This window comes from Kitasatospora sp. NPDC085895 (assembly GCF_040702125.1).
Classification (GTDB): Bacteria; Actinomycetota; Actinomycetes; order Streptomycetales; family Streptomycetaceae; genus Kitasatospora; species Kitasatospora arboriphila.
The window spans coordinates 195120-217595 of sequence record NZ_JBFBJY010000001.1; the positions used below are offsets into that span (position 1 = coordinate 195120).

Consider the following 22476-nt stretch of genomic DNA (forward strand, 5'->3'; position numbering starts at 1 on the left):
CGTACCGGCGCCACACCCGCGGGCTGCGGAGACACCACTGCCCGCCCGGGCAGCGCCCGGGCGGGCAGTTCGGACACCTGGTGCGCGCGAGGCGGCCGTCGGTGCAGCGGCTGGCCCCCCCGCGTGAGCGGGAAGTAGTCCGGCCGCGGGTTACTTCTTGTTGCGACGCTGCACGCGAGTGCGCTTCAGAAGCTTGCGGTGCTTCTTCTTGGCCATACGCTTGCGACGCTTCTTGATGACAGAGCCCACGGAACAACCCTCGCTCACTCGGACCCCGTCCATGGGAGACGGGTGTCCATACGACTGACGGAGGGCCTAGCCTACCGTCCGCCCGGGGTAACCAGTAATCGTGCCCTGCCGTGTCAGGCCTACGCGCTCTCGAGCCGCACGTAGGACTCCTTCAGGTACGCGTGGACCGCCTGCTCCGGGACGCGGAAGGAGCGCCCGACCCGGATCGCCGGCAGTTCACCGCTGTGCACCAGGCGGTACACCGTCATCTTGGACACCCTCATGACCGAGGCCACCTCGGCCACGGTCAGGAAGACGACTTCCTGCAGGGGGCGTTCGCCTGAACTCATGACCATCACCGACCCTTACCCGTGTGCAAGGCACCGGCTTCCCCTCCGGTGACTCCACCGGCACACGTGTATGCCCAGAGTAGTTATGGGTGGTACCAGTGGGAAGAGGGGGATGCCCAGTCCTTGTACGGTGAGGCATCCCCCGATTGCAGTACGTAGCCGATCGGCGTATGGCGCAGGCGGACCGGCCGGTCGGCGCCGGCGGGGCGCTCGGGAGCACCGGACCGGCGCGCGCGGCGCGGGCGCCGCGGCCGGGGACGGGCCGCAGGTCAGGGCAGCAGGCCGTGGTGCGGGTAGACGGCGCGGCGGGCGGCGAGGATCGCCTGGTCGAGGCGGGAGGCGGGGTCGTAGCCGTCGTGGAAGTCCCGCCAGTCGGGGGCGGCGCCGTCGGTCATCCGCAGCGGTGCCTGCTGCCGGGTGCGGCGGTAGACCTCGGCGCGCCACTCCTCGGGGGTCTCGGCGGCCGGGTCGAGCGGGCGGCCGGCCGCGGTGGCGACCAGGTGGGTCCAGGTTCTGGGCACCACGTCGACCACCGCGTAGCCGCCCCCGCCGAGGGCGATCCAGCGGCCGTCGGCGTGCTCGTGGGCGAGGCCGTGCAGCGCCTCGGCGACGAGGCGCTGGGCGTCGAGGCTGACCGCGAGGTGCGCGAGCGGGTCCTCGACGTGGGTGTCGGCGCCGTGCTGGGTGACGAGCACCTGCGGGCGGAAGGCCGCGAGCAGTTCGGGGACCAGGGCGTGGAAGGCGCGCAGCCAGCCGGCGTCGCCGGTGCCGGCCGGCAGCGGCAGGTTGGCGGCGCTGCCGGGGGCGTCCGGCCCGCCGGACTCGGTGGACCAGCCGGTCTCCGGGAAGAGCGTCGCGGGGTGCTCGTGCAGCGAGACGGTGAGCACCCGGGGGTCGTTCCAGAACGCCTGCTGGACGCCGTCCCCGTGGTGCACGTCGACGTCGACGTAGGCGACCCGCTCGGCGCCGAGCTCCAGCAGCCGGGCGACGGCGAGCGCGGGGTCGTTGTAGACGCAGAAGCCGGACGCCCGGTCGGGCATCGCGTGGTGCAGCCCGCCGGCGAAGTTGACGGCGTGCCGGGCCTCGCCGCGCCAGACCGACTCCGCGGCGGCGACGGACTGCCCGGCGATCAGCGCGGAGGCGGTGTGCAGGCCGGGGAAGGCCCAGTTGTCGTCGGTGCCGAGGCCGTGCCGCAGATCGGCGAGGTCCGGGTCGGCCGCGACCTTGCGGACGGCGGCGATGTACTCGCCGGTGTGCACCAGGCGCAGGGTGGAGTCCCCGGCGGCCGGGGCCGAGCGGACGGTGACGCCGGGGCCGCGGTCGAGCCCGAAGGCGTCGACCAGGTGCTTGGTGAGGGCGAGCCTGGTCGGGTCCATCGGATGGCCGGGGCCGAAGTCGTACGCGGTCACCGCGTCGTCCCAGAAGAGGTGCAGGCCGCAGGGGTTGTCGTCGCGCTCGGCGTCGGGCATGCCTCCACCGTAGTGGGTGGCCGGGGCCGGGACGCAGGGGGTTCAGTGCGCCTGGGCGGGCTCCTTGGCCTCCCGGGCCGGTGCGGGGGCGAAGTGGCCGGCGAGCGGCAGGATCACCAGCACCAGCAGCATCGGGGCGAGCAGCGCGGCCCGGTAGGAGCCGGCGTCGCCGATCGCCCCGACCAGCGGGGAGCCGACCAGGAAGCCGACGTAGTTGAAGAGGTTGAGCCGGGCGACGGCGGCGTCCGAGTCTGCGGGCATCAGGCGGCCGCCGGCCGCGAAGACCTGCGGGATGATCGCGCAGATGCCGAGGCCGAGCAGGGTGAAGGCGGCGATCCCGGCCCAGGGCGCGGGCGAGACCGCGGCGGCGGCGAAGCCGAGGGCGGCGGTCGCCGCACCGACCCGGACGACCGCGACCGCGCCGAAGCGCTGCACCCCGCGGTCGCCGAGCGCGCGGCCGGCCAGCATCGCCAGCATGTAGCCCAGGTAGGACAGCTTGGCGAGGTCGTCGGGGCTGTGCAGGGTGTCGGTGAGGTACTTGACGCTGTAGTTGGAGACCGAGGCGTCCGCGATGTAGGCGACCGCCATGGCGAGGCAGAGCGGCAGCAGCGGCCGCCACGGGACGGCGCGGCCGGCCGCGCGGGCGGCCTGCTCGACGGCGTCGCCGAGTTCCGCCGGGCCGGCGAAGCGGGTGCCGACCAGCAGCGCCGCCGGGATCAGCACCGCGGCGGAGCCGGCGAACAGCACGCTCAGCGGTGTCCCGCGGTGCGCGCCGAGCCCGGCGACGGCGGCGCCGGCGATCCCGCCGAGGCTGAACGCGGCGTGGAAGCCGAGCATGATGCTGCGGCCGTACCGGTGCTGGAGGCCGACGCCGAGCATGTTCATCGACGCGTCCAGCGCGCCGACCAGCAGGCCGAAGGCGGCCAGGGCGAGGGCGAGCTGCCACAGGGCGGTGCCGACGCCGACGGCGGCGAGCGCCAGGCAGACGGCGGGCTGCACGGCCCGCAGCACGGCGCGCGGGCTGCTGCGGCGGACCAGGGCCTCGGAGGCGATCGAGCCCACGCCGGCGAGGATCGGCACCGCGGCGAGGAAGACCGGCAGCAGGGAGTCGTCGAGCCCGTACCGCCGCTGGATCTCCGGGATGCAGCTGACCAGCAGGGCGAAGGTGGCGCCCTGCAGCAGGAAGCTCGCTGCCAGTGCGGCGCGCGCCTGCCGCAGCCGTCCGGTGGTCTCGGCCATGGGCCCCCGCTACTGGTGGGTACCGACGTGTGGTGGCCGAGCGTAGGCCCTGGCGGGCCGTTCCGGGAGGGGGACGGCGTCACACGGTGCGCGGGCGGCTCGTTCAGGCGCGCGTGCCCAGGAGGGCGGGGACCTCGGTGAGGCCGGTGATGAGGCCGGTGGCGCCGGCGGCGGTGAGCTTGGCGGGGTCGGTGAGCGCGGCGTAGCCGTACACGTCCATGCCGGCGGCGCGGGCGGCGAGCACGCCGTTGGGGCTGTCCTCCAGGACGAGGCAGCGCTCGGGCGGCACGCCCATGGTGCGGGCGGCGTGCAGGAAGAGGTCGGGGGCGGGCTTGCCGACGCCGACGTCCTGGGCGCTGAAGATGAGCTCCTCGGCGAGGTGCCCGCGCAGGCCGGTGAGGTCGAGCGCGGTGCGGATCCAGGAGTGGTGCGCGGAGGAGGCCAGGCAGTACCGGACGCCGGACCGCTGCAGGGTCTTGAGCAGGGTCTCCGCCCCGGCGACCGGGCCGAGTCCGGCCTCGAAGGCGGCGAACACCCGGCCGTGGAAGAGGTCGTCGAAGCCCTCGGGCAGCCGGTCGCCGTGCCGTTCCAGGATCACGTCGTGGACCCGGTGCGCGGCGGTGCCCATGTAGTCCCGGTAGGAGTCCTCGACGGTGGTCGGGTAGCCGAGTTCGGTGAGGTACTCGGCCAGCACCCGGTTGGAGATGGGCTCGCTGTCGACGAGCACCCCGTCGTTGTCGAAGATCACCAGGTCGTAGCTCACCCGGTCGAGCCTACCGGCCCGGCACCGGGGGCCCGGTGCCGGGCCGCGGCGGGCTACTTGCCGCCGGCGGCCAGCTCGCGGGAGCGGTCGCGGGCGGCCTCCAGGGCACCGAGCAGCGCGGCGCGGACGCCGTGGTTCTCCAGTTCGCGGATGGCCGCGATGGTGGTGCCGGCCGGGGAGGTGACCGCCTCGCGGAGCTTGACGGGGTGTTCGCCGGAGTCGCGCAGCATGATCGAGGCGCCGATCGCGGACTGCACGATGAGGTCGTGGGCGACCTGCCGGGGCAGGCCGAGCAGGATGCCGGCGTCGGTCATCGCCTCGACCAGGAAGTAGAAGTAGGCGGGGCCGGAGCCGGAGAGGGCGGTGGCCGCGTCCTGCTGGGCCTCGGGCAGGCGGATCGCCTTGCCGACCGAGCGGAAGATCGCCTCGGTGCGCTCCAGGTGGGCCTCGGAGGCGTGCGAGCCGCCAGAGATGACGCTCATGCCCTCGTCCACCAGGACGGGGGTGTTGGGCATGACGCGGACGACCGGGGTGCCGGCGGCGAGCCGCTCCTCGAACCAGGCGGTCGGGATGCCGGCGGCGGCCGAGACGACCAGCCGGTCGGGGGCGACGTGCGGTGCCAGCTCCTCCAGCAGGGTGCCCATGTCCTGCGGCTTCACCGCGAGGATCAGGGTGTCGGCGAGCTTCGCCGCCTCGGCGTTGGTGACGGCGGTGACGCCGTGGCGCTCGGCGAGTTCGGCGGCGCGCTCCGGGCGGCGGGCGGTGACCAGGACGTCGGCCGGGTCCGTGCCCGCCCGCAGCAGGCCGGAGAGCAGGGCCTCGCCGATCTTGCCGGTGCCGAGGAAGGCGATCTTCCGTCCGGATGCGCTGCTGGGCATGGGGCCGCTCCTTCGTACGGTGCTGCGGCCATCCTCGCACCGGCGTGGTGCCGCGGGCCGGGATGTCCGAACCGTGGGCAGTGCGGTCGCGCACGGACGGGGCCGGCAATGGGGTGCGCCGCCATCCGGCGGCGCCGGGGGTGTCCGTCCGCACCGTGCCGGGCGGCACGGCCCCGCCCGTACGGTCGGCTCTCCCCTGCTCTCCACCACCCCGAGGAGCTTCCCCCATGACGTACGACACGCCCGTGAGACGGTGGTGGGCGGCGCTCGCGCTGCTCGCCGTCGCCGCGGCGGCGGTGCTCGGGCTCGGCCACGGCGAGGCCCGGGCCGCCGGCACCGTCCAGGTCACCGGGTTCGGTTCGAACCCGGGCGATCTGCTGATGTACCGCTACGCGCCCGCCGGGCTGGCCGCCGGGCGGCCGGTGGTGGTGGCGCTGCACGGCTGCACCCAGTCGGCGTCGTACGGCGAGGCGGCCGGCTGGACGCACTGGGCGGACGCCTGGGGCTTCGCCGTGGTGATGCCGCAGCAGCAGTCCGCCAACAACTCCTCGCAGTGCTTCAACTGGTTCCAGCCGGGCGACTTCGGGCGGGACGCGGGCGAGGCGCTGTCGATCCGTCAGATGGTCGCGAAGACCGTCGCCGACCTGGGCAGCGACCCGGCCCGGGTGTACGTGACGGGCCTGTCGGCGGGCGGCGCGATGACGGCCGCCCTGCTGGCGGACTACCCGGACGTGTTCGCGGGCGGCGGCGTGGTCGCCGGGCTCCCGTACCACTGCGCCACCACGGCCGTGGAGGCCTCGGTGAACTGCATGACCACGGGCACCTCGAAGACCCCGCAGCAGTGGGGCGACCTCGTCCGGCAGGCGTACCCGTCGTGGACCGGGGCACGGCCGAAGGTCTCGCTCTGGCAGGGGTCCTCGGACTCGGTGGTGAAGCCGGTGAACCTCACCGAGCTGATGAAGCAGTGGACGGACGTGGCCGGCACCGGCCAGACGCCCGCGGTGAGCGACACCGTCGCGGGCCACCCGCACCAGGTGTACCGGGACGCGTCCGGCGCCGACCGGGTCGAGGTGTACTCGATCACCGGCATGGACCACGGCCAGCCGGTCGACCCGGGCAGCGGCGCCGAGCAGTGCGGCACCGCCGGGGCGTACGTGCTGGACGTGAACCTCTGCGCCTCCTACCGGATCGGCCGGTTCTGGGGCCTGGACGGCTCGGCGCCGTCGCCCTCCCCCAGCCCTTCGCCCTCGCCCTCCCCGTCTCCCTCGGGCGGTCCGGGCAGCACGCAGCTGACCGACGACACCGCCCGGGACGGCTACGTGAAGGCCGCGGCGGACGGCGGTTCGCCGGCGGTGGGCACCCTCGCCGGCAGCCTGGGCCTGGCGGTGGGCCGCGGCACCGACGGCAAGCAGAACCGGGCGCTGCTCTCCTTCGACACCTCGGCCCTGCCGGCCGGCGCCACGGTCACCGGCGCCCGGCTCACCCTGGGGTACGGCAGCGGCAGCGGGGACCCGTGGGCCGCGGCGCAGCTGACCGTCGACGTGCGGGACGGCTGCTTCGGCGCGGCCTGCACCACCGGCACGGACGACTGGGCGGCCCCGGCGGGTGCGGGTGCGGCGGCGACGGTGGCCCGGTTCACCTCGGGCAGCGGGACCTCGGGCGCGTTCTCCGCGTCCGGGCTGGCCGCGATCCGGCCCGGGTCGACGGTGCAGCTGCGGCTGCAGTTCGACCAGGCGCTCGCCTCCACCGCGTACGTCTTCCTGCAGCGCGGTGCGGGCGCGGTGCTGACCGTCGACTGGACGCGCTGAGCCGGACCCGCTCCTCCGGGTGCCCGGGGACGGTGGCCCCCGGGCACCCGGGCGTCAGCGCTTGGTGCCGTCGACGATGACCGGCGAGCCGCCGGTGCCGCAGGGGCTGGCGTAGACCGGGTTCTTCTCGGCGGCGGCCTTGAAGGCCTCGATGCACTGGCTCATCAGGATCTTGTCGGTGAGCGAGTTGGCGATGGCGGTGTTGGCCGCGGCGGTGCTCTCGGACTCGATCTTCCGCTTCTCGGCCTCGGCCTTGGCGGTGCGGACGGCGGCCTCGGCCTGGGCGGTGGCCTGGTCCTGCTGGATCTTCTGGTCGATCGCGTGCTGCAGGCTGTCGCTGGGCTTCACGTTGCGCAGGTTGACGCCGTTGACCAGGATGCCGCGCGGCGCGAGTCGGGCGGTGATCAGCCGTTCGATCTCGGCGCTGATCGCCTCGCGCTCGGAGCTGTAGCCCTCGACGCCGGTGTGCTTGGCGAAGACGTTGCGGACGATCTCCCGGCTGTCGGGATAGACCAGGCGCTTCTGGACGGCGTCGGTGTCGCCGGCCAGCTTGAACAGGCTCTGGGTGTGCTTGGGGTCGACCGACCACTTCACGGTGATGTCCGCGTAGAGCACGCCGCCCTCGGAGGAGCGGACCTCGACGGTGTCCTTGCCGGTGAGGTCGAGGTCGACCGGCCGGGTCGAGAAGGTGGAGACGTCGGTCAGCGGCGACTTCAGGTGCAGTCCCGGCTGCCAGGTGCCGCCGACCTTGCCCAGGGTGGTGGGCACGCCCACCTCGTAGGGCGCGACCACGTGGACGACGGTGGCGAGGCCCGCGAGCAGGCCGAGGCCGACGGACACCAGGCCGGACGCCGTGACCGCCCCGGAGTCGGTGACCCCGCGCCACCTCAGGACGAGCAGGACGGTGCCGACGAGGAGGAGCAGGACGGCGATGATCAGCATCTGGGGTCTCTCGGTGGACGGACGGGACGGCCGCAGCATAGGGAGCCGGACGCCTTCCGGAGGCCGGATTCAAATGATGTTCATATGAAGTCCGTGACCCGCCGACGGTGCGTCAGCGTCCGCTCACGGACGGCGCCCCTCCCGCACGTCCGGCGCGGACCCGACGGCCCGCCCTCGGGGGAAACTCGGGGATCACCCCTATGGATTTCCAGGGACCGCCGGGAGCACGGTTGAGGCATGGGAAACGGAGATTTGTCGCGAAGTGAGAGCCGTCAGGTCGCCGTCGCCGCGGCGACCCTCGGCCCGTGGCGGACGGCTGCGGCCGTCGGGACGGTGGTCGGCGGTGCCGCCCTCGGGGTGGACATCGTCACCGGCAACTGGTCCATGGACATCCTCGCCGGGCCGGTCGGCCTCGGCCTGTTCTTCTTCTTCCTCGTCGGCACGGTCGGCGGCCGGCTCCGTCGGGACACCGGCGACCGGCGGCTCCAGCGCTGGGCCGAGGAACACCCCTGGCAGTCGGCGCTGCCCGCGGCCGGCGCGCTGTGGGTGCTGAACACCCTGGCGATGACCCTGCTCGGCAGCTCCGGGCTGTTCGCCGCGCTGTTCACCTCGCTGCTGCCCGCCGGGCTGCTGCTGGCGGTCGCGGGCGTGGTCGGCTCGGTCAAGCAGGCCCGCCGACGCGGCTGACGGGCCGTGGGCCGGCACGTGGCGACTCCGCCCCGGCCGAGCTGACGGAGCGCCTCGGCGCAGCCACCCGCGTCGAGTTCGGCGGCGGAGCCGTGCACGGCCACGACGCCCCCCGCTGTCGGGCGTGTCGGCCACCGTCTGCATACTGTCCGGCGTGCCGACAGTCGACGACCCCGCCCCGCGCCCCGACGACCCGTTCGAGGACGTCGTCCTCGACGAGGACTTCGTACGCGCCGCCACGGTGAAGGAGCAGTCCGGGCGGGCCCGGATGCTCGCCGCGAAGTGGCAGCAGCAGCCGCCGCAGCCCGAGCCGTGGCGGGCCCCCGCCGACCCGGCTCCGGCACCCGCCCGCCGGCGCTTCGGGCGGCGGCCGAAGCCGGTCGACCCGTGGGGCCGGCGCCGCAGGCGCAACTGGCAGACCCCGGTGTTCGTGGTGCTCGCCGCCGCCGTCACCCTGGCCGCGCTCGACGTGGACCGCCTGAACGGCTGGTACCACCGGGGCGAGGACTCCTCGACGGTCGCCGCCGACCCCACCGCCCCGGCGGCCGCGCCGCCGACCACCGATCCGCAGACCCCGACCGTCGAGCGTCCCTGGGCCGGCTCGCCCGCCGACGCCTGGAAGGCCGGGGCGGACGCCCTGGTCCTGCCGCAGGCGAAGGCCGAAGGCGTCTTCGGCAAGGAGGAGGTGGCCGGGCTGCTCGACAAGGTCCGGCAGTACCTCGTCCTCACCAACCTCGACCCGAAGACCGTCCACGGCGAGACCCCGGCCGCCGCCCTCGCCATGCTGGACCGCTCGTCGCGCGAGGACCTGGAGAAGGCGCTCGCCCACCCCACCGTCGACTCGGACGCCGCCAACTGGCTGAGCCGCTTCGACCCGCGCCGGGCCGTGCCCGTCACGGACGCGGTGAAGGCCCGGGGCACCATGACCTTCGAGGGCGACGGCGACCGCGGCCTGCTGGTGCACACCGACTACATATTCGTGTACGCCCTGCGGCCCGGCCCGGACGCCGGCGTGCCGCGGCCCGGGCAGAGCACCGGCAGCGGCGGCACGGCCAAGCCGGTGGCCCTGAAGGCCGACGTCGCCCCGCGGGTGGAGCGGGAGATCGTCCGGCGCCAGCAGGACTTCCGCTTCTACGACCCCGCCCGGTACAAGGTGCAGCGCGGCAAGCTGCTGCTGGACAAGTGGACGGCCGACTTCGGCAACAACGTGTGCGGGATGGGCAGCGGCTACCTGGAGACGGACTTCACCGTCGACTTCGGCCTCGGCACCGAGGAGCCGCACACCGGCCCGACCGTCGACCCGTACGACCCGAACCGCAAGCTGGACGACCACGAGGGCTGCGGCACGCTGACGCGGAGCTGACGCACCGTCCGGGGTCAGTCGTCGCCCTCCGTGGGGGCGGCGCCCCGGACGTGGCCGAAGATCAGGCTGGTCTCGGTGTGCTGCACCGCGGGGTGCGCGGTGAGGTGGTCCAGTACGAAGTCGCGCAGCGCGTCGGTGTCCGCGACCGCGACGTGCAGCAGGTAGTCGTCCGCCCCGGACAGGTGGTACGCGGCCACCACCCCCGGCAGCCGGGGGATGCCGCCCGCGAAGCTGCCGATCTGCTCCTTGGTGTGCGCGTGCAGCCGCACCGCGATCATCGCCTGGATGCCGAGACCGACCGCGGCCGGCTCCACCTCGGCGTGGAAACCGCGGATCACCCCGCGCTCCCGCAGGGCTCGGATCCGGCCCAGACAGGTGGACGGGGCGATGCCCACCGCCTCCGCGATCGCGTTGTTGGGCATCCGGGCGTCGGCGACCAGCAGCCGCAGGATGGCCCGGTCGACGGGGGCGAGTTCGCGCTGCGGATTCTTCGGCACGGGGCCCACGATCGTCCGGCCGCCCGAACATCCGCAAGACCTACCGGCCGGTATTCGAATCTTCTGCCGAACTGTGGCCGTCGCACCGCGGACTCTTCACCATGGGGCCCACCCCACACCCCGCCGAGGAGGCCACCCATGCCCCACGCCGACACCCGGGCCGTCCACGCCGGCAGAACCGACCTGCGCGGCCTCGGGACCCACGTCCCGCCGATCGACCTCTCCACCACCAACCCCCTGCCCGGCGTGGAGACCGGCGGCGACAGCTACGAGGCACTGGCCACCGGCGGACTCGTCCCGGACGGGGGCAGCGCCGTCTACCAGCGGCTGTGGAACCCCACCACCGCCCGCTTCGAGCAGGCCCTCGCCGAACTCGAGGACTGCGAGCAGGCGGTGGCCTTCGCCTCCGGCATGGCCGCACTCGCCGCCTGCCTGCTGGCCGCCCGCGCCGAGGGCAAGGGACACGTCGTCGCGGTCCGCCCGCTGTACGGCGGCACCGACCACGTACTGGCCACCGGCCTGCTCGGCACCGAGGTGACCTGGGCGACCGCCGGCGAGGTCGCCGCGGCGATCCGCCCGGACACCGGCCTGGTGATCGTCGAGACCCCGGCCAACCCCACCCTGGACCTGGTCGACCTGTCCGCCGTCGCCGCCCTGTGCGGGGACGTGCCGCTGCTGGTCGACAACACCTTCGCCACGCCCGTGCTGCAGCAGCCGGTGCACCACGGCGCCACCCTCGTCCTGCACAGCGCCACCAAGTACCTCGGCGGCCACGGCGACGTCCTGGCCGGCGCCGTCGCCACCGACGCCGAGTGGGCGGCCCGACTGCGCCGCGTCCGCGCCGTCACCGGCGGCATCCTGCACCCGCTCGCCGCCTACCTGCTCCACCGCGGCCTGCAGACGCTCCCGCTGCGGGTGCGGCACCAGGCCGCGAACGCCGCCAAGGTGGCGGCCTGGCTGGCCGCCCGCCCCGAGGTCGAGCAGGTCTACTACCCGGGCCTGCCCGAGTGCGACCCGCAGGGCCTGGTCGGACGGCAGATGGCCGGCGCCGGCTCGGTGCTCGCCTTCTCGCTGCGCGGCGGCTACGAGGCGGCGGCCCGCACCGCGGCCGGCTGTGACCTGATCACCCACGCGGTGTCGCTCGGCGGCGTGGACACCCTGATCCAGCACCCCGCCTCGCTCACCCACCGCCCGGTCGCCCCCGAGGCCCGCCCGCACCCCTCCCTGCTCCGCCTCTCGGTCGGCCTGGAAGAGCCCGAGGACCTCTTCGACGACCTCGCCCGGGCCTTCTCCGAGTAGGAGGCCCAGGAGCTGTCTTCAAACGGTGCTCGGATGGTCGATTCAGGGGCGCGGGGAACTGCGCGGGTCGGATGCGGCCCACCGTCCGGACCAGGGGTGCGCCGGATTCGCCAGGAGCACCGCTCCCGGACTGCGCGGTTCCCCGCGCCCCCGGGGTGCTGCCCCGAGCTGCACGGCCGCTTCAGCGGCGCCCGCGGCGGGCCTTCTCGTAGGCGGCGCGGTGCACCGCCTCCCCCGGGGCCTCGACCAGGCTGCGGAAGAAGTACGCGGCGAGGGCGCCGACCCCGCCGATCAGCCAGACCGCGCCCAGCGAGCGGTCCTCGGCCATCCAGCCGTCGAGGGTGTGGCGGCCCTCGGTGAGGGACTTCCAGGTGCGGATCGCCGCGAGGCAGGAGCAGGTCGCGACCGCCCCGATCAGCAGCACGTCGACGAGGCGGCCGGCGTCGGAGAGCGTCACCCCGGCGACGGCGAACCGCAGCACCAGGGCGGCGGCGGCCGTGCAGACCAGGGCGCCGAGCGAGACGAGCACCCGGCGCAGCCAGTAGTCGCCGCCGCGGTCGACCCAGGTGGTGCCGAAGAACCGGATCGGCTCGGGCTCGGGGCCGGGGGCGGGCTTCCTGCCCGGGGTGCGCTGGTTCACGGCACCCATTGTCGCCCGGCCGGGGAGCCGGACGGCGGAAGGGCGCCGCGGACCCGACGGCAACAGGGCCGCGGGTACGGCGCCCTTCCGGTCCGTCGGTGCGGCCTCAGCCCAGCTTGCTGATGTCGCGGACGGCGCCCTTGTCGGCGGAGGTGGCCATCGCCGCGTACGCCTTCAGGGCCTGGCTGACCTGACGCTGACGGTTCTTCGGCCGGTAGCCGCCCTCGGCCTCCAGCTTGAGCCGGCGCTCGTGGAGCTCCTCGAAGGAGACCTCCAGGTTGATCTTCCGGCCGGGGATGTCGATGGAGATGGTGTCGCCGTCCTCGACCAGGGCGATGGTGCCGCCGGACGCGGCCTCCGGGGAGGCGTGGCCGATCGACAGGCCGGAGGTGCCGCCGGAGAAGCGGCCGTCGGTGATCAGCGCGCAGGCCTTGCCGAGGCCGCGGCCCTTGAGGAAGGAGGTCGGGTAGAGCATCTCCTGCATGCCGGGGCCGCCCTTGGGGCCCTCGTAGCGGATGACGACGACGTCGCCCTCCTTGACCCGCTTGGCGAGGATCGCCTCGACGGCGTCCTCCTGCGACTCGACGACGACGGCCGGGCCGCTGAAGGTCCAGATCGACTCGTCGACGCCGGCGGTCTTCACGATGCAGCCGTCCTCGGCGAGGTTGCCGTACAGCACGGCCAGGCCGCCCTCGACGGAGTAGGCGTGCTCGACGCTGCGGATGCAGCCCTTGGCGGCGTCGGTGTCCAGGGACTCCCAGCGCTCGGACTGGGCGAAGGCCTCGGAGGTGCGCTTGCAACCGGGGGCGGCGTGCCACAGTTCGACGGCCTCGGCGGAGGGCGAGCCGCCGCGGACGTCCCAGGTCTTCAGCCACTCGGCGAGCGAGTCGGAGTGCACGGTGTGCACGTCCTCGTTGAGCAGGCCGCCGCGGTACAGCTCGCCGAGGATGGCGGGGATGCCGCCGGCCCGGTGCACGTCCTCCATGTAGTACGAGCCGTTCGGCGCGACCTTGGAGAGGCAGGGGACCTTGCGGGAGATCGCGTCGATGGCCCGCATGTCGAAGTCGAGCTCGGCCTCCTGGGCGGCGGCGAGCAGGTGCAGGATCGTGTTGGTGGAGCCGCCCATCGCGATGTCCAGGGCCATGGCGTTCTCGAACGCGGCCCGGGTGGCGATGTTGCGCGGCAGCACGGACTCGTCGTCCTGGTGGTAGTGCCGCTTCGTGATCTCGACGACCGTCCGCCCGGCCCGCTCGTAGAGGGCGCGGCGGGCGGTGTGGGTGGCCAGCACGGAGCCGTTGCCGGGCAGCGAGAGGCCGATCGCCTCGGTGAGGCAGTTCATCGAGTTGGCGGTGAACATGCCCGAGCACGACCCGCAGGTCGGACAGGCGTTCTCCTCGATGATGGCGATGTCCTCGTCGGAGACGTTCTCGTTGACCGCCTGGGAGATCGCGTCGACCAGGTCGAGCTTGCGGACGGTGCCGTCGACCAGGGTGGCCTTGCCGGCCTCCATCGGGCCGCCGGAGACGAAGACCGTCGGGATGTCGAGGCGCAGCGCGGCCATCAGCATGCCGGGGGTGATCTTGTCGCAGTTGGAGATGCAGATCAGGGCGTCCGCGCAGTGCGCGTTGACCATGTACTCGACCGAGTCGGCGATCAGGTCGCGCGAGGGCAGCGAGTAGAGCATGCCGCCGTGGCCCATCGCGATGCCGTCGTCGACGGCGATGGTGTTGAACTCGCGCGGGATGCCGCCGGCCTCCTTGATCGCCTCGGAGACGATCCGGCCCACCGGCTGCAGGTGGGTGTGGCCCGGCACGAACTCGGTGAAGGAGTTGGCCACCGCGATGATCGGCTTGCCGAAGTCCTCCCGGGCTACGCCGGCGGCCCGGAGAAGGGCGCGGGCGCCCGCCATGTTGCGGCCGTGGGTGACGGTACGGGACCTCAGCTCGGGCATGCGCTCCACTCCTTCGGGACCTGCGGCGGCCGCTGCGCTGGTGGAAGAGGGTGCAGGACCGCTGTCCTACCGAGGTTACGCCCCCGGTCCGGGCGGTGGACGCGCTGTCCGCGATGCGGTCAGCGCGTCCACGGATCAGGCCGCCGTCCGGGCCACGAAGAGGTCGAGCAGGTACGGCTCGTCCAGCACGCCGTCGGGGTGGGCGGCCAGCAGGGCGTCCCGCTCGGCGGCCAGCACCGGCGCCCGCTGCTCGGGCGGGAGCACCGCGACGTAGGAGCGCGACTCCAGGTCGGCCAGGTGGCTCTCCACGGTCACCCGCCGGGCCCAGTGCAGCCGGGCGGTCTCCACCCGCAGCCCGTGGGCACCCAGCGGGCCGGCGAGGTCCTGCGGCGTGGAGCGGTGGGCGTGGTACGAGGGCAGCGCCCGGCCGAGCCGCCGCTGCTGGTCGGCGATCCAGCCCTCGGTGTCGTCCTTGACGTTCCACCAGAGCGCGAGCGCGCCGCCGGGACGCAGCACCCGCAGCGCCTCGGGCACCGAGCGCCCCGGGTCCGTCCAGTGGAAGGCCTGGGCGTAGGTGACCAGGTCGGCGGAGCCGTCGTGGCAGGGCAGGTCGTCGCCGACGCCCTTCACCACCGGGATCTCCGGCGAGACGGCCCGCAGCCGGGCCGCCATGCCGCCGCTGGGCTCGACGGCGATCACCCGGGCGCCGCGGGCGGCGAGCAGCCGGGTGGCGATGCCCGTCCCGGCGCCGACGTCGACCACGTCGGCCCCGGCGAGCGGGCGGCCGGCGAAGCGCTCCAGCTCGTCGAAGAGCTCGGCCGGGTAGGTGGGCCGCGCTGCGGCGTACTGCTCCGCGACCGGTCCGAACGAGAGTGCGTGGGCCTGCTGCTGAAGGTCTGTCATGTCCTGCCTCCCTCGGTACGGGGACAGGCTAACCCCGGCGCGTCCGGGCGGGGGTGGCGAGGTGCAGCCGGGTGAAGGCGAGGGCCTCGGCGAGGTCGGCCTCCCGCTCGGCGGCCGAGGCGGAGCGGCGGGTGTTGACCTCCAGGACCACGTGCCCGTCGAAGCCGTTACGGGCGAGGCGTTCCAGCAGCGCGGCGCAGGGCTGCTTGCCGCGGCCCGGGATCAGGTGCTCGTCCTTGCCGGAGCCGGAGCCGTCGGCGAGGTGGATGTGGGCGAGGCGGTCCCCCATCCGGTCGGCCATCTCCAGGGCGTCGATCCGGGAGGTCGCCGCGTGCGAGAGGTCGATGGTGAAGTGCCGGTACTCCTCGTCGGTGACGTCCCAGCCCGGTGCGTAGGCCAGCATCTCGCGGTCCTTGTACCGCCACGGGTACATGTTCTCCACCGCGAAGCGGACGTCCGTCTCGCCGGCCATCCGGCCGATCCCGGCGACGAACTCCCGGGCGTACTGCCGCTGCCAGCGGAACGGCGGGTGGACGACGACGGTGTCCGCGCCGAGCCGCTCGGCGGCGGCGCGGGCGCGGACCAGCTTGGTCCACGGGTCGGTGGTCCACACCCGCTGGGTGATCAGCAGGCAGGGGGCGTGCACCGCGAGGATCGGCATGGCGTGGGCGTCGGAGAGCCGGCGCAGCGCCTCGACGTCCTGGCTGACCGGGTCGTTCCAGACCATGACCTCGACGCCGTCGTAGCCGAGCCGGGCGGCCAGCTCGAAGGCGGTCTCGGTGGTCGACGGGTACACCGAGGCGGTGGACAGCGCGACCTTGGTGTCCGGGACGTGCACGGCGGGGTGCGGGGGCAGCACCAGGCGGTCGGTGGTGCGCAGCAGGGGCGCCCGCTGCGGCTCCTTGCGGCGGGCCTCCTTCACCGCGCGGGCGACCTTGGCGACGGCGGCGGTGCGGGCCGCGGTGGCGGTCTGCACGGACTTCGCGGAGCGGGCGGTGCGGGTCGCGGCGCCCTTGGCCGTCCGCGAGGCGGCGCCCTTGGCGGTGCGGGAGGCGGCGGCGGCCCGTTCGCCGAGCGTGCCGGCCCCGTCGTCGCTGCGGCGCCGCGGCGGGGTGCCGGCCGCGGCCCGGCGCGGCCCGGAGGCCCGCCGCGCGCCGTCCTCGGCCGCGCGGCCGGCCGGCGATGCGTCGTCGTCCGGTGCTTCCGCCACGGGACACAGGGTATGCGGCGGCGCGGACGAATGGGGCAGAGCCGGAGGAAGCGTGGGCCACGTCTCACCCGGCGGGCCGCCTGCGGCGGGCCGTCAGGGGGTGAGGGCGGGCCTCCGGTCGGCCGGGGTGTCGAGGGCGTCGAGGCGGCGCAGGATGATGCCCTCGCGCAGCGCCCACGGGCAGATGTCCAGTTCGTCGAGGCCGAAGAGGTCCATCGCCGCGTCGGCGACGAGCGCCCCGGCGAGCAGCTGCCGGGCGCGGCCCTCGGAGACGCCGGGGATGCGGGCCCGTTCGGCGACGGTCATGGTGGCGAGCCGCGGCAGCCAGGCGGAGAGGCCGCTGCGGGTGAGCCGACGGGGCACCCGCGGTCCGGCGTCGGTGGGGGCGGCGCCGGCCATCCGGGCCAGCTGCTTGAAGGTCTTGGAGGTGGCGACGGCGTGGTCGGGCGCGTTCTGTCTGGTGAACTCGCCGACCACGTTGGCGATCTCGGCGCGGATGTGGCGGCGCAGCTCCCGGACGTCCGCCGGGTCGGCGACGTCGCCGGGCAGCCGGGCGGTGAGCCGGCCGGCGCCGAGCGGCAGCGAGGCGGCGATGTCGGGCTGCTCGTCGAGGCCGCAGGCGATCTCCAGCGAGCCGCCGCCGATGTCGAGGTTGAGCAGTCGGCCGGAGGACCAGCCGAACCAGCGGCGGACGGCCAGGAAGGTGAGCCGGGCCTCGTCCTGCCCGGAGAGCACCCGCAGTTCGATGCCGGTCTCGTCGCTGACCCGCTGCAGCACGGCCTCGCCGTTGGCGGCCTCCCGGACGGCCGAGGTGGCGAACGGCAGTATCTCGACGACGCCCTTGTCCTCGGCGACCGCGATCGAGGAGGCCACCATCGAGACCAGCCGGTCGACGCCGGTCGGGGTGATCGCCCCGTCCTCGTCGAGCAGCTCGGCCAACCGCAGTTCGGCCTTGTGCGAGTACGCCGGGAGGGGGGCAGCACCGGGGTGCGCGTCCACCACGAGGAAGTGGACGGTGTTGGAACCCACGTCGAGAACACCGAGTCGCATAGCGGAACACGCTACGCGATCCGGTCCGCCCACCTGCCCGGATCCCCCGTTCCGGCGTCCGGGGGCCGCCGGCGGCGACCCGGTCGGCGGCCGCCGTCAGCGGCCCGGCGCGATCACAGCAGCCCGTGCCAGAGCTGCTCGACGATCACCGCCCACCAGTTCTCCGGGTCGGTGAACACCGTGCGGTCGACGGCGGCCAGGGCCCACTGCAGCTCGGCGACGGCGGGGCCGGCCGCGTACGGGTGGAGGCCGCGCAGCGCCGGGAGGCGCTCGGCGAGCAGCACCAGGCAGCGGGCGAAGGCGGTCACGTCGGCGTTGCAGTAGCGGGCGGCGGCGGTGTCCGGGTCGATCGCCCGGACGCGGCCCTGCAGCGTGTCGACGGTGATCAGCGCCCAGCCGTCGGTGCCCAGCACCACCTGGCCGAGCAGGGCCTGCCGGGCGTCGGCGGTGGCCCGGGTGCCGCGGCCGGCCTCGGCGAGGCGGGCGGCGGCGTCGGGCAGCACCCGGTCGGTGCGGGTGCCGTCGTGGACGCCGTCCGGCTCCGGGTGGTGCACCGCGAAGAAGCCCTCGACGGCGACCGGCAGGCCGACCTCCAGCAGCGGCCGGGCGACCGCCTCCGGCAGGTCGGCGTGCTCCACCGCCGCGGCGTCGAACCGGCGGACGCCCTCCGGGCCGAACCGGGCCGCCAGCCGCTCCGCCAGCGGGCGGCCGCTCTCCGGCTGGGCCGGCGGCACGGAACGCGGGAACGGCACCCGGTTGGGCCGTACGCCCTCCGGCGCGGGCACCGCCCGGACGGCTTCCGCGCGCCCGTCGAACCACGGCCCGTACGCCAGGTCGTGGGTGATCCGGACGCCGGGCAGGGCGGCGGCCAGCGCGTGCCGGGCGTAGCCGCCGGGCAGGGCGGCCGGCCGCAGGTCGGTGTGCAGGCCGAGGACGTCCTCGGCGGGCACGCCCTGCTCGCGGAGCTGCTCGGCGGCGCGCAGCGCCGGGTGCGGCAGTCCGGTCGCGGACCGCACGACCAGGGTCCGCACCTCGCCGAGGGCGTCCCGGTAGCGGAGCGCGGCCCGGGCGCCGGCGCCGGTGGCGGGCGGCAGCCCCGGGTCGTAGTCGCCGGCGCCGAGGAAGTCGCGGTACATCCGGACGACGTCCGGCACCGGCACGGACGGCCAGACGGTGAGCGCGCCGGTGAGCCGGTCGACGACCGCGCAGGCGGCGCCGATCTCCTCCGGGGCGCGCCGGACGGCGGTGAACGGGTTGACGTGGACGGGCGGCGGTTCGGGCCACACCACCCAGCCGTGCTCGAACTCGTGGCTGTGCACCGGGCGGGCGCCCTCCGCGGGGAGCGCGCCGTTGATCCAGCGGTGGGCGGCCTCCAGGGCCTGCTCGCGGGTGGTCATCGGCGGGCGCTCCCGGCGGTGGTGCGGTGGACGTGGAGCCGGGACCGCGGCGGGGCGGGCTCGGCGGGACGGGCGGGTTCGGCGGCCGGTGCCGGGGCGGGCTCCGGCCCGGACTCCGGCGGGGCCGCGGCGGTGGGCGCCGCCGCGGGGCCGGGCTCCGCGGGACCGGCTGCGGCGGGATCGGCCTTCGCCGGTCCGGACCCGGCGTTCGCGGCGGCCGGGGGCACGATGTCCAGCGGCCGGCACTCGGCGTCCAGGGCGATCGCCCACAGGCCGTGCTCGGCACTGTGGAGCGGCTCGGGGCCGCTGCGGGCGGTCTGGTGGTCGAGCCAGGTGAGCCGCTCGCCGTGGTTGACCACGTTCCAGGCGTGCGAGCGCCGGAAGCCGTCCAGGGTGACCAGCAGCGCCTGGGCGCCGGGGCCGGAACGCAGCAGCGTCTCGGCGACCCGGGCGAGGGCGCCCTCGCCCGCGCCGACGTCGTGGAACTCCCGGCCGAGCTCGCGCTCCGCGCGGTCGCGGCCGCCGTACTCACCGGCCGGGCCGTCGGGCAGCCGCGGAGCGGAGCAGACCGGCAGGCCGGAGAAGGTGTCGACCGAGGAGAGCGCGACGTCGACGGTGTTGTTGGCGCGGCCCGCCTCGCGCGGGCCGCCGCCGTTGAGCGCCTGCGTCCAGCCGCCGGCCGGGTCGGGGTGCAGCTCGGGCGTGCCGTCGGGGCGGCGCGGCACCAGCCGCTCGACCTCGGCCTGGTGGGCCGGGTCGACCGGGCCGAGCCCGCCGGGCAGACCGTAGGGGCGGCCGTCGGCGATCCCGCGGACGGGAACGGGTGCGGCGGGCGCGTCCTGCGCGGAGCGTCCGGAGCGGGCCGCCAGGTAGGCGGCGGCGACCTGGCCGGGGTGCAGCACCGGGACGACGGTCGGGCCGGTGTGCGGCTCCAGGCCGAGGACCTCGGGACGGCGGCGGAGGTCGCCGCTCTCGCCGAGCCGGAACGGCAGCGGGGCCGGGGTGCTGCCGCCCGCGCCCGGGGCACCGGCGCCCGGGGCGCCACCGCCGGGGGCACCGGCCGGGGTGCGCGGCACCGCACCGGGCGTGCCGACGACCGCGCCGACCACGCCGTTGGCGGCGCCCTGGGCACCGGGCTGGCCGGCCGCGCCGGGCGCCGCCGCACCAGGGGCGCCGGGACCGGAGGCACCGGTACCACCCGCACCGGGGGCACCGGCGACCGGGGTGCCGGCCGGGACGCCGGGCGCACCGGCCGCACCGGCCGCACCGCCCACCGGGCCGCCGACCGGCGGCACCGCGGCGCCCGCGACCGGGCCCGCACCGGCGGCCGGACCGCCGCCGACCGGGCCGAGCGGGAAGCCGGAGCCGGCCGCGGGCGCCACCGGCGCGGCCGGGACGGCGTAGTCGCCGCCGTGCCGGATGCCACCGGTCGGCGCCTCGGCGGGCGGGCCGTAGGTCTGCGGGGACGGCGGGGCGACCACCACCGAGTCGGTGTGCACGGAGATCGGGCCGGGCCGCGGACCCGCGGCCGGCGGGTCGTAGCCGTCCGGCTCGTACACCGGCGGAGCGGGCGTGGCGTGGCCGCCGGAGGGGGTGCTGTGGCCGCCGTACCCGCTGCCGTACCCGCCGCGGTGGCCGCCGGTGTCGACGGGCGGGGCCTGGACGGCCTGCTGCGGGGCGGCCGTCACCTGGACGCCCGCGGCCGGGGCGGCCTGCAGGTCCACGTCCAGGACCGGTGCGGTCCGGCCGGGGCCGTTCCTCGTCGTGCCCGTCGGCCCGTCGGCCGTCCGGTCGCCGGGGCCGCCCGGACCGTCCGGATCGCCGGAGGTACCGGGGACGCCGTGCCCGCCCGGGCCGGTGCCCAGGTCGGCGGCGGCCACCGGGAGGCCGTCCGCGCCGAGCCGGACGCCGTCCGGGCCGACGGCCGCGTCCACCAGCGGGCGGCCGTCCCGGCCCGTCCCGGCGACCAGCGGCCTGCCGTCGGCGTCGGTGAGCAGCTTGCCGTCCCTGCCCACGGCGAGGCCGGCGGCCGGGTTGCCCTCCGCGTCCAGCATGACCGGGCGGCCGTGCGCGTCGAGGACGGGCCGGCCGTCCTTGCCGACGGCCAGGGAGAGACCGGTGTCGCCGACCGCCCCGTCGACGCCGACGGTCAGCGGCTTGCCCTGGGCGTCGGTCAGCGGCTTGCCGTCGGCGCCCAGCGCGAGGCCCGCCACCGGGGCGCCCGCGGCGTCGAGCAGCACGGGCTTGCCGTCGGTGCCGAGCACCGGGCGGCCGTCCGCGCCGACCTGCACGCTGACCCCGTCCACCGCGGGCAGCCGCTTGCCGTCCGCGCCGACCAGCACCGGGTGCCCCTGCGCGTCGGTGGCGACCGTGCCGTCCGGGTTGAGCGCGGCGGAGACCCCGCTGACCCCGGCCACCGCGGCGGCACCGCCGACGGCGGTGCCGAGCAGCTTGCCGGTCATCTCCCCGCCGGAACGGGCGGCGCTGAGGGTGCGGAACTGCCCGTGCTTCCCGGCGCCGTCGGCCTGCGCGATGCGCTCCAGGGCCGTCACGGCGGGCTCCTTCAGGGCCGCCTGCAGGCCGTCCTTCATCTCCCGGCCGAGCTCCGCCAGCAGCGCGCTGACCTTGATCTTCGCGGCCTCGACCGCGATCGCCTCGCCGGCCTCGGCGGCCGCGCCCTTCACCGTGCCGACGACCTGCCCGACCAGACCGGAGAGGCCCTCCCCTTGCGCGGCCTTCACCTGGGCGGCGGCCGCGGCCTCCGCCTTGTCCGCCTCCGCGATCTCCTCGGCGAGCTCGGTGAGGACGGCGATCAGCCGGGCCTTGCAGTCGTCGACGGCCGCCGCGGCCCTGTCGAAGGCGCCGGCCAGCGACTCGGCGGCGCCGTGCGCGTCGTCGAGGTGGCCGCGGCCGCCGCCGCTGAAGCCGCGCCAGTGCTCGGCGAAGGCCTCGACGGCCGGGCCGGAGTTCTCGCCGGTGACGCGCTCGGCGGCCGAGACGCCGCGCCGGCCCAGCCGTTCGGCCTCGGCGCCGAACTCGCGCCACAGACCGCCCGCGCGGCGCAGTGCGTCCTCGTCGGCCTCCGGCCAGTGGCGGCCGAGCCGGGCCATGACCGGAGCCAGCTCCTCGGGCAGGTTCCTGGGCATGTGGTCCCCCTTCGGTGGTGCGGCTTGACGGTCCGTCGACTCAGAGCGCGGTGGGAGCGGCGTCGGTTCCCCGGCCGACCGCCCGGAACGCGTCGCGGTTGCCCTGCTCGTTCTGCTCCGCGTTGTCGGCCATGGTGTGCAGGCCGGTTCCGACGCCGCCGAGCCGGTCGGCCAGGCCCTGCAGCCCGGCCAGCACGCCCTCCCGGGCACCCTCGTACACCTGGCCGAAGCCCTGGCCCGGCTCGTCCCGCCCCCAGGGGGTGCCGAGCGCGGCCAGTCCGTTCTCCAGGTCGAGCGCAGCCCGCGCGAAGTCGTTCGAGACGGTCTCGAACTCCCGCCCCTCGCCGTGCAGTTCCCAAGGCTTCAGCAGAACCCTGTCGGCCATCCCCGTCCCCCGTCGTCGCGTCCCGTCCCCGCACGCAGCCGTCTGCAGCCCGCCATCCTAGGCCCCGGGCGCGGGGCGGCCCGTGCCGCGGTGAGCCTCTTCACCCTGCCTTCACGACCCGGCGGACGGGTGCGCACGGTCGGTGCGCGGCCCGTGCGGGCGGGGTGCGGGGCAGGTGCGCCGCCGGTGCACGGCTCCGGCGGCATCGGGAAACGGCAGCCGAGGCCATACCCTTGCAGCGTGGCAGCAGCAGACACCGCACAGCACAAGA

General features: G+C 75.6%; 20 protein-coding genes. 4 read left to right on the forward strand and 16 right to left on the reverse strand.

Features of this window, described 5'->3' with window-relative positions; all coding sequences use genetic code 11:
• Window positions 1-150: 150 nt before the first annotated feature.
• From AB0442_RS00955 to proC, 6 genes are all read right to left on the reverse strand, one after another.
• Entirely contained in the window at window positions 151-249 is a 99-nt protein-coding gene (locus AB0442_RS00955) for an AURKAIP1/COX24 domain-containing protein (RefSeq protein ID WP_003948845.1), read from the reverse strand.
• A gap of 119 nt (window positions 250-368) precedes the next feature.
• Window positions 369-578: a helix-turn-helix domain-containing protein gene (locus AB0442_RS00960; RefSeq protein ID WP_052390398.1), complete on the reverse strand. Its 210-nt coding sequence runs from the start codon at window positions 576-578 to the stop codon at window positions 369-371.
• A 269-nt stretch (window positions 579-847) separates the two neighbouring features.
• Window positions 848-2047 (reverse strand): acetoin utilization protein AcuC, encoded by a 1200-nt coding sequence (locus AB0442_RS00965; protein ID WP_366159832.1) that lies wholly within the window; start codon window positions 2045-2047, stop codon window positions 848-850.
• Window positions 2048-2089: 42 nt separating this feature from the next.
• Window positions 2090-3286 (reverse strand): MFS transporter, encoded by a 1197-nt coding sequence (locus AB0442_RS00970; protein WP_366159833.1) that lies wholly within the window; start codon window positions 3284-3286, stop codon window positions 2090-2092.
• 103 nt (window positions 3287-3389) lie between these two features.
• A complete protein-coding gene (locus AB0442_RS00975) occupies window positions 3390-4049 on the reverse strand; it encodes an HAD family hydrolase (protein WP_366159834.1) in 660 nt (219 codons plus the stop codon).
• Window positions 4050-4102: 53 nt separating this feature from the next.
• The gene (gene proC, locus AB0442_RS00980; RefSeq protein ID WP_366159835.1) at window positions 4103-4927 is read right to left on the reverse strand and encodes a pyrroline-5-carboxylate reductase; all 825 of its coding nucleotides are present in this window, start codon (window positions 4925-4927) and stop codon (window positions 4103-4105) included.
• Window positions 4928-5154: 227 nt separating this feature from the next.
• On the opposite strand from proC, the gene AB0442_RS00985 reads away from it, so the two are divergent.
• Entirely contained in the window at window positions 5155-6735 is a 1581-nt protein-coding gene (locus tag AB0442_RS00985) for a PHB depolymerase family esterase (protein ID WP_366159836.1), read from the forward strand.
• Between the two features lie 54 nt (window positions 6736-6789).
• On the opposite strand, the gene AB0442_RS00990 is transcribed toward AB0442_RS00985, so the two are convergent.
• Window positions 6790-7677 carry a prohibitin family protein gene (locus AB0442_RS00990; RefSeq protein ID WP_366159837.1) on the reverse strand — a complete coding sequence of 296 codons (888 nt, stop codon included), beginning with the start codon at window positions 7675-7677 and terminating at the stop codon, window positions 6790-6792.
• A gap of 237 nt (window positions 7678-7914) precedes the next feature.
• On the opposite strand from AB0442_RS00990, the gene AB0442_RS00995 reads away from it, so the two are divergent.
• Complete coding sequence (locus tag AB0442_RS00995) at window positions 7915-8364, forward strand: hypothetical protein (protein ID WP_366159838.1); 450 nt, start codon at window positions 7915-7917, stop codon at window positions 8362-8364.
• A 154-nt stretch (window positions 8365-8518) separates the two neighbouring features.
• Entirely contained in the window at window positions 8519-9727 is a 1209-nt protein-coding gene (locus AB0442_RS01000) for a hypothetical protein (protein ID WP_366159839.1), read from the forward strand.
• 14 nt (window positions 9728-9741) lie between these two features.
• On the opposite strand, the gene AB0442_RS01005 is transcribed toward AB0442_RS01000, so the two are convergent.
• Entirely contained in the window at window positions 9742-10224 is a 483-nt protein-coding gene (locus tag AB0442_RS01005; protein ID WP_344621341.1) for an Lrp/AsnC family transcriptional regulator, read from the reverse strand.
• Between the two features lie 138 nt (window positions 10225-10362).
• Here AB0442_RS01005 and AB0442_RS01010 point away from each other — a divergent pair, with 138 nt between their 5' ends.
• Entirely contained in the window at window positions 10363-11523 is a 1161-nt protein-coding gene (locus tag AB0442_RS01010) for an aminotransferase class I/II-fold pyridoxal phosphate-dependent enzyme (protein WP_366159840.1), read from the forward strand.
• A 181-nt stretch (window positions 11524-11704) separates the two neighbouring features.
• On the opposite strand, the gene AB0442_RS01015 is transcribed toward AB0442_RS01010, so the two are convergent.
• From AB0442_RS01015 to AB0442_RS01050, 8 genes are all read right to left on the reverse strand, one after another.
• Window positions 11705-12163, reverse strand: coding sequence for an EamA/RhaT family transporter (locus AB0442_RS01015; RefSeq protein ID WP_366159841.1), 459 nt, complete (start codon window positions 12161-12163; stop codon window positions 11705-11707).
• A 106-nt stretch (window positions 12164-12269) separates the two neighbouring features.
• Window positions 12270-14114 carry a dihydroxy-acid dehydratase gene (gene ilvD / locus AB0442_RS01020; protein ID WP_363540566.1) on the reverse strand — a complete coding sequence of 615 codons (1845 nt, stop codon included), beginning with the start codon at window positions 14112-14114 and terminating at the stop codon, window positions 12270-12272.
• A 135-nt stretch (window positions 14115-14249) separates the two neighbouring features.
• Window positions 14250-15017, reverse strand: a complete 768-nt coding sequence (locus tag AB0442_RS01025; RefSeq protein ID WP_366159842.1) for a methyltransferase domain-containing protein — start codon at window positions 15015-15017, stop codon at window positions 14250-14252.
• A gap of 28 nt (window positions 15018-15045) precedes the next feature.
• Entirely contained in the window at window positions 15046-15855 is an 810-nt protein-coding gene (locus tag AB0442_RS01030) for a sugar phosphate isomerase/epimerase (RefSeq protein ID WP_366159918.1), read from the reverse strand.
• A gap of 465 nt (window positions 15856-16320) precedes the next feature.
• Window positions 16321-17277: a Ppx/GppA phosphatase family protein gene (locus tag AB0442_RS01035; protein ID WP_344628531.1), complete on the reverse strand. Its 957-nt coding sequence runs from the start codon at window positions 17275-17277 to the stop codon at window positions 16321-16323.
• Window positions 17278-17390: 113 nt separating this feature from the next.
• Entirely contained in the window at window positions 17391-18674 is a 1284-nt protein-coding gene (locus AB0442_RS01040) for an SUKH-4 family immunity protein (protein WP_366159843.1), read from the reverse strand.
• Complete coding sequence (locus AB0442_RS01045) at window positions 18671-21820, reverse strand: toxin glutamine deamidase domain-containing protein (RefSeq protein ID WP_366159844.1); 3150 nt, start codon at window positions 21818-21820, stop codon at window positions 18671-18673. Before AB0442_RS01045 ends, AB0442_RS01040 begins: the two co-directional genes overlap by 4 nt.
• A 40-nt stretch (window positions 21821-21860) precedes the next feature.
• Window positions 21861-22205, reverse strand: coding sequence for a hypothetical protein (locus AB0442_RS01050; protein ID WP_366159845.1), 345 nt, complete (start codon window positions 22203-22205; stop codon window positions 21861-21863).
• Window positions 22206-22476: the final 271 nt, after the last annotated feature.